Annotated in this window: 5 protein-coding genes and 2 pseudogenes; 5 read left to right on the forward strand and 2 right to left on the reverse strand. The window is 69.9% G+C overall.

Going from position 1 to position 14,763, the window contains the following annotated elements:
* Positions 1-55: 55 nt before the first annotated feature.
* Positions 56-1,090, reverse strand: a complete 1,035-nt coding sequence (locus G537_RS0126755) for a helix-turn-helix transcriptional regulator (protein ID WP_026872711.1) — start codon at positions 1,088-1,090, stop codon at positions 56-58.
* A 1,039-nt stretch (positions 1,091-2,129) separates the two neighbouring features.
* Between G537_RS0126755 and G537_RS0126760 the strand changes: the two genes are divergently transcribed.
* Positions 2,130-2,909, forward strand: coding sequence for a helix-turn-helix domain-containing protein (locus G537_RS0126760; protein WP_026872712.1), 780 nt, complete (start codon positions 2,130-2,132; stop codon positions 2,907-2,909).
* Here G537_RS0126760 and G537_RS40105 read toward each other — a convergent pair.
* Positions 2,870-3,967 (reverse strand): LacI family DNA-binding transcriptional regulator, encoded by a 1,098-nt coding sequence (locus G537_RS40105; protein ID WP_064742220.1) that lies wholly within the window; start codon positions 3,965-3,967, stop codon positions 2,870-2,872. The two genes, G537_RS0126760 and G537_RS40105, sit on opposite strands and share 40 nt — an antisense overlap.
* 303 nt (positions 3,968-4,270) lie before the next feature.
* Here G537_RS40105 and G537_RS0126770 point away from each other — a divergent pair, with 303 nt between their 5' ends.
* The 4 genes and pseudogenes from G537_RS0126770 to G537_RS45660 all read left to right on the forward strand — a co-directional run.
* Positions 4,271-5,206 carry a helix-turn-helix transcriptional regulator gene (locus G537_RS0126770; RefSeq protein ID WP_155888795.1) on the forward strand — a complete coding sequence of 312 codons (936 nt, stop codon included), beginning with the start codon at positions 4,271-4,273 and terminating at the stop codon, positions 5,204-5,206.
* Positions 5,207-5,634: 428 nt separating this feature from the next.
* Complete coding sequence (locus G537_RS40110; protein ID WP_081689068.1) at positions 5,635-6,885, forward strand: AraC family transcriptional regulator; 1,251 nt, start codon at positions 5,635-5,637, stop codon at positions 6,883-6,885.
* An 874-nt stretch (positions 6,886-7,759) separates the two neighbouring features.
* Positions 7,760-14,236: pseudogene (locus G537_RS0126780) on the forward strand (hypothetical protein); the annotation flags it as partial.
* 339 nt (positions 14,237-14,575) lie between these two features.
* Positions 14,576-14,654: pseudogene (locus G537_RS45660) on the forward strand (hypothetical protein); the annotation flags it as partial.
* Positions 14,655-14,763: the final 109 nt, after the last annotated feature.

Here is a 14,763-nt window from a genome sequence, read left to right on the forward strand (position 1 = left end):
GCCCTGCGGCCGCCGCAAGACGACCCTTCGGGCACAACGGGTTGAGAAATCCGGGCTATGTGGCGACGCGGGACCTCGCGCCACCTCGTCGCCGGCCATCCGTCGATGACGTCTCCGGGCGTTTGCCCGTTGCTGCCGCCTTGCTGCGCCCGGACCGTGGCGGCCGGCCGAAATGCTTCTTGTACAGCCGGTAGAAGGTCGACGCGTTGCCGAAGCCGTAGTCGAGCAGGATGGTGGCCACCTTCTTCGCGCCCAGCTCGAGATCGCGATGCGCGGCTTCCAGCCGCATGGCGATGATGGTCTCGCGCAAGGATGCGCCCATCCGCTCGAACAGGCCGTAGAGCTTTCGCGGCGAGATCTCGAAATGCCGGGCGATGGACTCGGGCGAGAGGTCCCGGCTGCTCAGGTTCTCGGTGATGTGCAGCTTGATCTGCTCGTACAGCAGCCGGTCCTTGTCGTGCGGCCTCGACGGAGCCATCCCGAGCAGATAGGCGCGGATGATCTCGACCAAGTGGCTGAAGGATGGAACCTCCGGGATCGAGGTCAGCTCCGCGCCCTGGTCGCTGGTCATCAGCTCGTTGTGGAAACGGATATAGGTCGTGATCGCCTCGCTGTTGATCACCGCGAGAGCCTCCAGGCCGGGAAACAGGGCGGCGCCGCCCTGGGTGATATGGAGCCAGTCCAGAAGACAGGAACGTCCGGCCTCCTTCTCCAGGACCAGATCGAAATCGCAGCTGCCCTCGAGGACCACGGCCGCGCCCGGCTTCAGCCGGACGGTCTGATCCTTGATCAGGAGCGCGCAGCTGTTCTCGGTGGCGATGATCAGGGAGTGGGGGGCGGCGGGAGCGCCCAGTCCGCTGCGGCGGCGGAGGATGCCGGGCGTGCAGGTGAGGCGCAGGGATCGATGATCTTCGACGATGCCGAGCTTGGCCGTGACCCGGAACGGCACATCGGTGGTCGGCACGAAGTCCGCATGCAGCAGCGGCTGGCAGAACTGCGATCGGAAGTAGTCGACGCCCCCTTCATACAGCATCGAGCCGGAGGTCGTGACGCGTTGCCCGGCCGAGACAGTGTGGTGGGGGATGGCCATCGTCCTGCGTCACCGGAACGGCTGGAAAGTCGAAGGAAATCGGTGCGGCATCGATCATCTCCGCCTCGTCTGCGGCCGTTCGGAGGACAACGCGCCGGGCCAGCAGACCTTTGTCGATATAGCCAGGTTGCCCAGCCGGTTGGCGTGGCTTGGGATGTCGTCCCGCGCAGATCTGATATCAATTTATGCAGGACATTATCGTCTGGTGCGGCCGCAGGACGTCGGAGCCCGATGAACCGGACCGGCCTTGCCGGAGAGCGCGATCACGCCCATGCCTGAACGACACCACGTCCCCGGGGCGCGTTCCGATCCTGCCGCAACCATGTCCCCGAATGCGGTCTCCCATGCTTTGGGCGAAGATTCGCCTGAGATCGGGCAACGTGATCGACTTTCGTGTTCATGAAAAACGTTTTCAGGCTCGACGGGTGCCAAGGCAATATGCGGGAACCGCTGCTGCCGGGAACGTTCCCTATGATACGGTAGCCCAATGAGGCGGCACCGGGCAGGGACCAAGGAAAGCACCCTGCGGCTCTTCCACTTTCCGGAACTCAGTGTCTTTCTGCAATTCAAAATGAAATAATATTCCGATATTGGGCCGAGGCAGAAATATATTGTGATTTAAATTCATCATGATTAGTTATCCGCGCTTCTGGAAGGCGCAACATCTAGGGGGTGTTCTGATGTATTGCGTGCACCTGTCTTGCGCCTCGGCCGGGCATCGGACATTTGGACGGGCAGAGGCCGCTCCTTCGCCGGAGGCGCCCGATGGTCGCATTCATGCCCAGGGAAATCGCTCTTGGCCCCGGTGCCGCGATGCGCCGGCGGAGAGTGATCAAATGCTCTTCGCGAGACCAAAATCCTATCAAAGGTCTGAAAGACCGCATTGCGTGAACAACGCTGCAGATATTGGGATATGCAAGAGAGCTCTGCCTGTGGATCCATCCTGTGCGCCGGCCCGGACGAGCACTGCCGCCGGTTGTGTCAGCCGCTTCTCGATTCCTCGCTGGAGCCGCTAGGGCATCGATCCGGGCCCGCCACTGTGCTGTTCGGCTTCGTCGGCCGGCACAGGGCCATCCAGATCCGCTCGGGCCCCGGCGCCATCCGTCGGCCGCCTGGGGGCACTGCCCGGCTCGGCGACCATTATCTCGTCCTGGTGCCCTGGAGCGCGTGCCTGCTGATCGTCGGGCAGCAGAGCTGGGCCCTCGCGCCCGGCATGGTCGCCGCCATCGACGGCGATCGGGGCTTCGAGCTGCAGCTGGGCGACATCGGCGGCGAAAGCCATATGGTCGACTGGCTGCACATCGCGGCGCCCAGCCTGCCCGAGTTGCGCCGGGTGACCGGCTGCATCGCCCTGGCCAGCGGCATGCTGGCGCGCTACGTCTCCGATCACGCGGGGCTGATCGTCAAAGGGGTCGGGACGGACGAGCCGCTGGCGGCGCGGATGCCGGTCTTCGACTACATCCGCCGGGCGATCAGGGACTACGTGCATCAGGCGGATCTGGCGGAGCCCGAGGCGCTGCGGCTGCTGCAGCGGATCCAGCGCTTCATCCAGGCCCATGTGAAGCATCCGCTTCTGGGGGCCGATCTGATCGCCCGGGAATTCGGCATCTCGAAGCGGAAGCTCTACGCCGCCGCCAGCGAGAACGGCGCCTCGCTGCACGATATGATCATGGAAGCGCGCCTGGACGCGGCGCATCGGGTCATCGAGGCCGGCGGACAGAAGATGGCGAGCGTGATCCGGGACCACGGCTTCACCAACGCGTCGACCTTCTATCGGAACTACAAGCGCCGTTTCGGCCGGACGCCACGGGCCGGATAGGCCGGTGCGGCCCGGGCCAGGCGCGCTCCCGGCGTCCTCTTCGCGGCGCCCGTGCTGGCCCGCAGGAGAAGCGGGCTCGGCAGCGCGGTCTGCAGCGGCGGCGCGGCGGGGCCGTCCTTCAAAAGCTGCAGCATGATTTCCGCGGCCCTGACGCCGAGATCCCGGGTCGGCTGCGCCAGCGAGGTCAGGGGCGGATCGCAGAACGCGCCCACCGCCGCCCCATCGAAGCCGAGGACCGAGACGTCACCGGGCACCGCGACGCCATGCGGTCGGACGGTGCCGATGAACGAGATCGCGGCGTCGTCGGCGCAGCAGACAATGGCGGTGGGGCGTCGCTTCATCGTCAGATACGTCCGCGCCGCCTCGACGCCGGCCTCGAAGCCGGCGTTGAACCCAAGATGCCCCCCATGGCGGACGACGGCGCGCTCGGAGAGGCCTGCCGTCGCCAGGGCGTCGAGCAGCCCTGAAAATCGCTCGGCCTCGTGATAGCTGCCTGGCGGGCCGGCGACATAGAGGAATGACCGATGGCCAAGGGCGATCAGGTGGAGCACGCCGTCGCGCATTGCGTCGCGATCGTTGGTGATGACGCTCGGAATGCCGGCCGCGCTGCGGTCGATCAGCAGCGACACGATCGGGACGTCGGCATCGGTGAGCGACCGACACCCATAGGACGGCAGGGCCGCAGCTCCGAACACGACCACGCCGCGGACGGAGCCGTCGAAGGCCTGGCCGAGGATGTGCCTCTCGGCGGCCGGGGAGTTGCGATTGCAGAAGAGGAGATCGAAGCCGTTTTCCGAGAGCGTGGCGGAGAGGCTCTGCACCACCGCAGGAATGATCTGGGCGACTCCGAAGATGGTGCTCGGGCCCGGCAGGGTGGCCATGATGTTCGTGGATTTGCCGGCCCGCAGGCTCTGTGCCGCCGCGTTCGGGATATAGCCGAGCTGCTCGGCCGCGGCAGCGACGCGCCGCCGGGTCGCCTCGCTGACGCGGCCGGGAACGGCGAGAGCCCGGCTGACCGTCGAGGTGGCGACGCCCGCCAGCCGCGCGACATCGCTCATCAGCGGCCCGGAACTCCGGCCTTCCTTGCGTCGCCCTGGCATCGCCCGTCCGTTCTCCCTTCCGCCCGCCTCTTCCACGAACAGAGTGTTGCAAATGTGGCGGCTGGCCGGGGGCGTTCCAGGGCAGCGGGCCGGAAGAAAAATCTTGCAAACAATCCGACAACCACTATCGTTTCGGCAAACGATTGCCATGCATCGGGAACGGATGGAAGGGCTCGTTCCGTGATGCCGGCCAACCAGACCCCGGATGTGCAGATGACGCCTGCCTGGGGCAAGTCCTCACCCACGTCCAGCGACCGACCGATGCGCCGGCAAGCGTCCCACGTCACCTCCAGGCAAGCCGATTCCATCTCCGGATCGATCCTCTATGCGGATGCGGGGGCCTTTGGCCGGCAGATCTGCGAGCCCGTGCTCGGCGCCACCTTCGCGCCGGATGGCGAGGATTTCCGCGCCGCGATCCGGTTCAACATCGTCGGCAGCAGCGGGGCGGCCCATCTGCGAATCACCCCGGGGGTGCTGACACGCCGCGGCGGCCGGTCCGGCGTCGCAGGGGGGCACTTCCTCGTCCTGGTCCTGCGCGGAAACGGCCTGCTGACGGCCGGAGAGATCGGGCACGCGCTGTCGCCGAACGCGGTGGCCGTGATCAGCGGCGCCGTGGGCTTCAGCCTGGCGCTGTCGGCCGGCGAATCCGGCAGCTGCGAGCTGGATCTGCTCCAGGTGGCAGGGGCCGAGCCGCCCGCCCTGGCCAGGGCATCCGGCGCCGTGGTGACGACCAGCGCCGCGCTGGCGGACTACATCGTCGGCATGGCCGCGCTGGTTCAGCCCGAGGACGGCGAGATCGGGCCATGCCGGCGCGACATCCCGATCTTCGACTATATCGGGGCCGCGATCCGGGACTATCTGGCGAAGGCCGCGGAGGAAAAGGGCCAGAGCCGCGACCACGGCCTGTATCAGAGGATCAGGGCCTTCATCGCCCGGAACGTGAAGAACCCGGCCCTCGGCGCCGACCTGCTGGCCCGCGAGTTCGCGATATCCAAGCGCAAGCTCTACAGCGTCTTCTACGACAGCCGCGCCTCGCTGCACGAGACGATCATGATCGCCCGACTCGAGGCCGCGCGGCGGGAGATCGAGGCGGGCGGGCAGAAGGTGGCCAGCGTGATCCTGGACCACGGCTTCTCCAACCCGTCGACTTTCTACCGCAACTACAAGCGCCATTTCGGCCGCGTGCCGCGCTCGTAGCCGCCCGTCCTGCTCCTCCAGCCGGCGCAGCTCCAGGATCGAGAGAGCACTGCGCAACAATTCTTCGGCAGCGTGAATTTTGCTTGCTGCGTAAGATAAGGTCTAAATTTTAGCAATATTAGCGAATTTGGAAGGCGCTGATTGCCGTGTCGGATGCGTTGTCTGCGAAATCAATTGCTCAGTTTAGGAGATAAGTTTGCACCAAATGCCATGGCGAGTGATGCAGCATCCAGGAATATGCAGATTAATTTCGCCGATATGCAGATGGTCTGGGGACGATCCAACGTCGAGCGGCAATCATTTCGGCATTCCGAGAATCTGGCGCCGTTGGCGATTGCTGCGCGGGAACGTTCCCCTCGCGGATCCGGCCATGTGGATCGACGCCAGGCCCCGGGCATTTCGGCGCGTCATGACGGGGGAGAGGCGGAATGAACCGATCCAACGGTCGGTCCTTCGGGGACGATGCGGCGTTCGGCGCCCCGATCGGGCTCGCCCCGGTGATCCCGGACAGGCCCGCTCTGGGACGTTCGCTCCCGCGGCCGACCCGGCTGGTTGGAACCCCCCGGTTCCACCCGCCCGTGTGCGCAGGGTGGGAAGATCGCGTTCAGCTCGACCACTATCGCAACGTGCTGGAGTGGGAGCCGTTCCCGCCGCTGCCGGGCGATTTCGGCGACAGGCGGCCGTCGGTCCCGCGCGGCATCTCCACCCTGGCCTATGCGCCGGAAGACCAGTTCGAGGTCTGGCGCGCGCATCACGGTCCGCTGATGGATATCGGCCTGCCGCCCGGGGTGACGCCCGCGGACGGCTTCGTCGCCGAGTTCATGACCTGCGGCCTGGGCGGCCTGTCCGCGGCCTTCGGCCATGCCGACGCCCATTCCTTCAGCCACGCCCTGGTCCAGCCGGGGCCAGGGGGCCGCCGCACCCCGGTCGGCTGCTGGCGCCTGATTCTGCTGACGGTCGGGGAGATCTGGATCGACAGCCCCGACGGTCAGGCCCATATCCGGCCGGGTGACCTGTTCCTCCTGTCGCTGGACGAGCCGTTCCGGGGCCGCGCCACCCACTACGGCGGGCTGTCCCTGACGCTGCCGCGGGACCTGTTCGTTGTCGCCGCCTCGAATTTCGACAGCGCCTCGGGCTCCATCCTGACCGGCCCGCTCTCGGCGCTCCTGGTCGATTACCTGCGCAGCCTCGAGGCGCGTCTGATCGGCATGTCGCTGGACGACGTGGCGACGGCGGGGCGGGCCACGGCCGAGATGCTGGCCGCCTGCGTCGGGCCGTCCCGCGACCGGCAGGAGCAGGCGCGCAACGCCATCGCGTCGATCCTGTTCGACCGCGCCCGCTCCCACATCCAGGCCCATTTCGGCGACCCTGACCTGACGCCGGAGCGGGTGGCCCAGGACCTGCGCGTCTCGCGCTCGAATCTCTACCGGGTGTTCGAGCAGGCCGGCGGGGTGTCGCGCTATATCCAGCAATGCCGCCTGTTCGCCGCCCATGCCGCTTTGACCAGTGAGAGCGGGCGGCGGATCCAGGACATCGCCTACAGCTGCGGCTTCAAGCTGGCCTCGGACTTCACCCGGGCGTTCCGGCGCGAATTCGGCTTCAGCCCGCGCGAGGCCCGCGACGCCTGGCGCAAGGCTGCGGCGCGGGCGCCCATCGCGGCCTCCGCGATGGCGGAGTGAGCCGGCGACTGCTGAATCCATTGTCGTCGCAGGCACGGATATGTCTCTGCGAGATCGTTTCGAAACCGCGGCCGATCCCTTTGCCGTCATTCCCGCGAAAGCGGGAATCTCTTTCCGGCCAAAGCGTTGCGAGATCCCCGCTTGCGCGGGGATGACGAGTCTGGGCATGCGCTCGGCCTTCAGGATTCGTCAGCATTTTCCGCAAATTACAGAGGCGTGTTGCCGCTGCACCACAAGGGCGACGCCGAAGCGACGAATTGGGACGCCATGCCAATTATTGGGACGCTGGGCGGAGTGACGACGACAAAGCCCTAGGGAATTCTTAAGTCGTCCAAATGCCGGAAAAGGTCGGAGAAACAAGGTCGTCCCAGGGGACTCCAGTCGGCGAAGAGAGGGGCGGCTTTTACTTCGATTGTCTTCGGCTCGGTGACGGGGAAGGACGCTGGTCCTGGCCAATCCTGCACGATTGGCGTGGATCGGCGTCGCGGCCGGCACGCGCCGGCAGATCTTGTGGGGGAGGGGCGGGATGACTCGATCGGACGATCGGTCCCTGGATGTCGAGGCGGCGGGGCCGGGTGGGCCCGCCGCCGGCGCGTTTGCGGGCGGGCCGGGCGGCCGGCCCCCGGATCCACAGCACGGACACACGCCCGATTCCCTCATCCATCGGCTGCCGGACGCACCGGCGGCGACATCGTTTCAGACAGGCATTTCGGCAGGGGATGACATCATGAGCGGCAATCAGTTCGAGACCCGTCAGACCGTCCGGCGTCATTCCCATTTCGCCAGCAACTGGGTCGCCGGTGCCGACCAGCCCAGCCGGTCCCTGCGGCGGCGCCTGATGGCGGCGCTGCGCCGGGCGCATCGCGCGCTCGGGATGAAGCGGGACCGGCTCGGGCTGGGGGCCCTCGGCACCGGCGGCGCGGTCGGCGGCGCCACCCTCGCCGCCGAACCGGCCACCCTGTTCGGGGTGCTGCGCCGGGCCAGGGGACTCTACGCCGCCATTTCGCTGGCGACGCTGGTGGCGCAGCTTCCGACGCAGGCCTTCGCGCAGGCCATCTTCGGCCCCGGCAGCACCGGCAGCGGCGGCAACCCGACCGCCATCGGCAACGGCGCCACGGCGACCGGCAACAACTCCACGGCGCTGGGCACCGCCACCAGCGCGACCGGCGATGGTTCGATCTCGATCGGCTATGCGAATGGTTCCAACGGCCTGAACGCGATCGCGATCGGCGTCTTCTCGAACGCGACCGGCGTCAACGCCCTGGCCGTGGGCGGAAACGCCCGCGCCCTCGTGGACGGGGCATCGGCCTTCGGCGTCAACTCCACCGCCAGCGCCGGTGGTTCGCTCGCCCTCGGCAACACCTCTTCCGCCCTCGCGGGGAATGCGACGGCGATCGGCATCAGCTCGAAGGCCAGCGGCGGCAATTCGATCGCCGCGGGCGCCAGCGCCACGGCGAGCGGCGCCAGCTCGTCGGCCTTCGGCCCGGGCGCGCTCGCCAGCGCCATCCAGTCGACGGCGTTGGGGTTTGCGGCGCAATCGACCGCTGAGAATTCCGTCGCGGTCGGGTCTTCCTCCATCGCCAGCGGCCTCGGCTCGGTGGCCATGGGCCTGTCGGCCAATTCGAGCAGCAACAGCTCGATCGCGATCGGCTGGCAGTCCATCGCCTCCAAGGTGAACTCCGTCTATCTCGGTGCGCGAACCGTTGCTGGAACGGGCGCCACTGCGGAGAGCGCCGTCGGCATCGGCACCGATGTGACGGCCTCGGCCCAGGACTCGATCGCCATGGGCCGCTCCTCGAAGGCGACCGCCGCGGGGGCCGTCTCCATCGGGGTGACCTCCAGCGCCGCCGGCGCGAATTCCTTGGCAGCGGGCGTCGGCTCCAACGCGGCCGGTAACTTCTCGCTGGCCACGGGTAACGCGGCCGTGGCGAGCGGAGTGGGTTCGGTGGCGTCGGGCTCGGGGGCTCAGAGTGCCGGCGATTCGGGCACGGCGGTCGGCAACAACGCCAATGCGGCCGCCAGCCGTGCGACCGCCTTGGGCGCGGGCGCGGCGGCGACGCAGGCCAACGCCACCGCCGTGGGCGCCGTCGCCAACGCCACCGGGGCGAACGCGTCGGCCTTCGGCGACCATGCCAATGCCAGCGGCACCAATGCCCTGGCGGCCGGCTACACGACCCAGGCGTCGGGCAACAACTCGGCCGCTGTCGGCGTCAGCTCCACGGCCTCGGCCGACGGCGCCATGGTGCTCGGCAACAATTCCACCGCCTCGGCCGTCAATTCCGTCGTGGTGGGCACCAGCGGCACTGCCAGCGGCCTCAACGCCATCGCGATCGGCACCCAGGCCAATGCCTCGGCAGGCGCGGCCACCGCGATCGGTGGGCTGTCCGCGGCCTCCGGCATCGGCTCGCTGGCTGTCGGCGACGTCGCGACGGCGTCGGGTGCGCGCTCGGCGGCGCTCGGCGCGTCCTCAAAGGCCCTCGCCGCCTCGAGCGTGGCGCTGGGCGACACCAACACGGTGGCGGCGGCGGCCGGCCCCGGCTCGGTCGCGATCGGCCACAACTCGGTGGTGAACGGCGGCACGGGCGCGGTGGCGATCGGCGAGGGCCAAGTCGTCAACGGCGACGGCGCGGTCGCCATCGGCGACCCGAACACCGTCAGCGGCACCGGCGCGGTCGGCATGGGCGCCAACAACACGGTCAACGGCACCGGCGCGGTGGCGCTGGGCAACACCAACACGGCGACGGGCCAGGGCTCGGTCGCGCTCGGCAATGCCAGCAGTGCGGCGGGTGCGGGCTCACTCGCCTTCGGCGACGCGGCCAAGGCCACCAATGCCGGCGACGTGGCGCTGGGCTCGGGCTCGGTGACCGCGGCGGTGGTCAACACGCCCAGCACGGTGATCGGCGGCACCACCTACAATTTCGCCGGCACGGGGGCGACCAGCACGGTCAGCGTCGGCGCCGCCGGCGCCGAGCGGACGATCACCAACGTCGCGGCCGGGCGGATCGCGCTCGACTCCACCGATGCGATCAACGGCAGCCAGCTGTTCGCCACCAACCAGGCGATCTCGGCCATCGCCGCCAGTACGCCGCTGCACTACTACAGCGTGAACGACGGCGGGGTGCAGAAGCCGAACTACACCAACAACGGCGCCACCGGGCTCGATTCCATCGCGGCCGGCCCGGGGGCTTCGGCAACCGGGGCCTATTCGACCGCGGTCGGCACGACCTCGAAGGCGACCGGCGATTGGGCGACGGCCCTCGGCCAGAACGCCAATGCGGCGGTCCAGCAGGCCACGGCCCTTGGCGCCGGCAGCCTCGCCAACGCCCAATTCGCGACCGCGACCGGCTTCCAGGCCATCGCGACGGGGGTGGCGTCCACGGCGACCGGGCTGCACGCCAACGCCTCGGCCCAGAACGCGATCGCGATGGGCAACGCGGCCACCGCGTCGGCAGCGGACAGCATCGCCGTCGGGACCAGCGCCGTCGCCACGGGGCCGTCGGGCGGCGCGATCGCGGTCGGCCTGAACGCCAACGCGACCGGCTCCTTCACGACCGCGGTCGGCACAGGCGCGAAGGCCAATGGCGATTGGGCGACGGCCTTCGGCCAGAATGCCAATGCAGCCGCCCAACAGGCTCAGGCCTTTGGCGCGGGGAGTGTCGCCTCGGGCCAGTTCGCACTCGCGACCGGCTTCCAAGCCTCTGCATCGGGGCTGGCCTCCACGGCGGTCGGACTGCACGCCAACGCCTCGGCCGAGAATGCGATCGCGGTCGGCAACGCGGCCACCGCCATGACGGCAAACGCCACGGCGGTCGGCGCCTCCGCCACGGTCTCGGCCGTGAACGGCACCGCGGTCGGCAGCGGCGCCGTCGCCGCGGGAACCAATGGCGGCGCGACCGCGATCGGCACCAACGCCAATGCCGCCGGCGAGTTCTCGGTGGCGGCCGGCATCAACGCCAAGGCGGGCGACCACGCATCCATCGCGATCGGCACCGGCACGAATGCGTCCGGGTCCCGCGCCGTCGCCATCGGCGACACCGTCCAGTCCACCGGCGCCGGCTCGATCGCCATCGGCGCTAACGGCACCGCGCAGGCCAAGGCGACAGCGGCCGACGCCATCGCCCTGGGCGGGGCCACCACCGCGTCGGCGGCGCAATCGCTGGCCCTGGGCGCCGGCGCCACGGCCGGCAATGCCGGCGCCGTGGCGCTGGGCTCGGGCTCGGTGACCGCGGCCGCGGTCGGCACCAAGAGCGCGGTGATCGGCGGCACCACCTACAACTTCGCCGGCACCACGCCGACCAGCACGATCAGCGTCGGCAGCGCCGGAGCGGAGCGGACCATCACCAATGTGGCGGCCGGACGGATCGCGCTCGACTCGACCGATGCGATCAACGGCAGCCAGCTCTTCGCCACCAACCAGGCAATCTCGGCCATCGCCGCCAGCACGCCGCTGCACTACTACAGCGTCAACGACGGCGGCGTGCAGCAGCCCAACTACCTGAACGACGGTGCCAGCGGCCTCTATGGGGTCGCGGCAGGCGCCGCGGCCACGGCCGCTGGGACCAGCTCCGTCGCCCTGGGCTATCAGGCGAAAGCGGATGGCCCGAATGCCATGGCGTTGGGCTTCAACTCCAATGCCAACGGGACATCGGCCGTCGCGATCGGGCCGGCCGCTGCCGCGACCGGCCTCGGGGCGACCGCGCTCGGCGTCAACTCCAATGCGTCGACCCAGTATTCGACCGCGATCGGCGTCCTTGCCAACGCGAACGGCTTGAATGCAACCGCCGTGGGACCGGCATCCGTCGCAACCGGGGAATCGACGCTCGCGCTGGGGCACAACGCCATCGCGAACGCAACCTACGCCACCGCTATCGGGCGGGAGTCCAGGGCGTCCGGCGATCAGGCCGTGGCGCAGGGCTACCAGGCGAACGCGTCGGCCGGCGATGCCATCGCGGTCGGCACGGGCACCAAGGCCTCGGCCGTCAGCAGCATCGCCATGGGCGTCAACGCCGTGGCCTCGGGGGCCAGCGGCTCCACCGCGGTGGGCGCCTTCGCCAACGCCAGCGCCACCAACAGCCTGGCGCTCGGCGAATTCGCCAGCGCGTCTGGAGAGGGATCCTCGGCGGTCGGCCCCGGCGCGAATGCCGCGGCGGCGCGCGCCACGGCGGTCGGTGTGGCCTCCCAGGCTCTCGCCGCTTCGACGGTCGCGCTCGGCGACACCGTCACGGTGGCGGCCGCGGCCGGCCCCGGCTCGGTCGCGATCGGCCACAACTCGCAGGTGCTGGGCGGCACCGGCGCGGTGGCGATCGGTGAAGGCCAGACGGTGAACGGCGACGGCGCGGTCGCGATCGGCGACCCGAACACCGTCAGCGGCACCGGCGCCATCGGCATGGGCGCGAACAACACCGCCAACGGCGCCGGCGCCGTGGCGCTCGGCAACACCAACATCGCCAACGGCCTCGGCGCCGTGGCGATGGGCAATGCGGCGAACGCCACCGGTGCCAGCGCCCTGGCCTTCGGCACCAGCTCGGCGGCCGGCGCGGACAACGCGATCGCCCTCGGCTCCGGCGCCACGGCCGGCCAGGCGGGGTCGGTGGCGCTGGGCTCGGGCTCGGTGACGGCGACGGCCGTCGGCACCGCCAGCACCAAGATCGGCGGCACCACCTACAACTTCGCCGGCACCACGCCGACCAGCACGGTCAGCGTCGGCAGCGCCGGCAACGAGCGGACCATCACCAATGTCGCGGCGGGGCGAATTGCGCTCGACTCGACCGACGCGATCAACGGCAGCCAGCTCTTCGCCACCAACCAGGCGCTGGAATCGAGCATCGCGGCCGGGGCAGTCCACTACTACAGCGTCAATGACGGCGGCACGCCGGGCGCGAACTACCTCAACGACGGCGCGACCGGCGCCAACGCCATGGCCGCCGGCATCGCGGCGACGGCGTCGGGTGACGAGTCGACAGCGGTCGGCCACCTGGCCAGCGCGTCGGGTGGGGGGGCGGTTGCCGTCGGCAGCGGGGCGACCGCGAACGGCCCCGCCGCCGGCGCGGCCATCGCCATCGGGCAGCGGGCGCAGGCCGTCGTCACCGGGACCGGCGGTTCTCCGATCGCCATCGGCGTGGATGCCAATGCCAGCGGCGCCTCGGGCACGGCGCTTCCCGGCGGCGGCACGACATGGGAAGCGGTCGCCATCGGCAACGGCGCGGCCGGCACGGGCCAGGGCAGCACGGCCCTCGGCGGCGCCGCCTCGGCGACGGGGGCATGGTCCACCGGCCTCGGCCTGTTCTCCAAAGCATCGGGGGATCGCGCGACGGCGGTCGGCGTCCAGGCCAACGCGACGGCCGCGGATGCGCTCGCCCTCGGCAACGGCGCCACGGCCGGCGATGCCGGCGCGGTGGCGCTCGGCTCCGGCAGCGTGACGGCGGCGGCGGTCGGCACCGCCAGCACCAAGATCGGCGGCACCACCTACAATTTCGCTGGCACCACGCCGGCCAGCACGGTCAGCGTCGGCAGCGCCGGCGCCGAGCGGACCATCACCAATGTGGCGGCCGGACGGATCGCGCTGGACTCGACCGACGCGATCAACGGCAGCCAGCTCTTCGCGACCAACCAGGCGATCGAGGCCATCGCCGCCAGCACCCCGCTGCACTACTACAGCGTCAACGACGGCGGCACGCCCCGGGGGAACTACATCAACGACGGCGCGACCGGCGCCAATGCGATGGCCGCCGGCATCGAGGCGACGGCCTCGGGCAACAACTCGACGGCGGTCGGCTATCAGGCCGCCGCGTCGGGCGGGACCACGGTCGCCCTCGGCGCCGGGGCGACGGCCACCAGCGGCGGTGCCGGCGGCGCCATGGCGCTCGGCACCAACGCCAAGGCGGTGGTGACGGGTGGCGACGGCTCGCCGATCGCCATCGGCATCGCCTCCAACGCCAGCGGGGCGGCCGGCACGGCGCTCCCGGGCGGCTTCACCTCCTTCGAGGCGGTCGCGATCGGCAATTCCGCAACGGCGACCGGGCAGGGCGGCACGGCCCTAGGCCCCAACAGCAACGCGACCGGGACCTGGTCGACCGCGCTAGGCCTGAACAGCGCGGCGTCGGCGGACAACACCACCGCGGTCGGCGTCCTCGCCAATGCCGCGGCGACAAATGCGACTGCGGTCGGCAACGCCGCCGCGGCATCGGGGCTGAACTCCTTCGCGGCCGCGGTGGAGTCCAAGGCGAGCGGAGGCCAGAGCGTCGCCATCGGCTACCAATCCAATGCGAGCGGGCTGGAGAGCACGGCGCTCGGCTATCTGAGCCAGGCGTCGGGCGTGAACGCGACCGCCCTGGGCAACCAGGTCACGGCGGCGGCGGACGGCAGCGTCGCGATCGGGGCGAACACCGGCCTCGCCGTGGATGCGGCGTCGACCAACGGCGTCGCCATCGGCTGGGCGGCGCAAGTGACCAACGCTCCGTCGGCTGTCGCCTTGGGCGACACGGCGAAAGCCGGAACCGCCGACGCGCTCGCGCTCGGCCATGGCGCGACAGCGGCGGCGAATGTGGGCGACGTGGCGCTGGGCTCGGGCTCGGTGACCGCGGCGGCGGTCGGCACCGGCAGTGCGGTGATCGGCGGCAAGAGCTACACCTTCGCCGGCGCCACGCCGACCAGCACGGTCAGCGTCGGCGCGGCGGGGGCCGAGCGCACCATCACCAATGTCGCGGCGGGGCGGATCGCCCTGGACTCGACCGACGCGATCAACGGCAGCCAGCTCTACGCCACCAACACGGCGGTCGACACGCTGAACACCCAGATCACGGACGTGACCGGCAAGCTGACGCATTACTACAGCGTCAACGACGGCGGCACGAAGGGCGCCAACTACGACAATGACGG

It is taken from the genome of Inquilinus limosus DSM 16000 (assembly GCF_000423185.1).
GTDB lineage: Bacteria > Pseudomonadota > Alphaproteobacteria > DSM-16000 > Inquilinaceae > Inquilinus > Inquilinus limosus.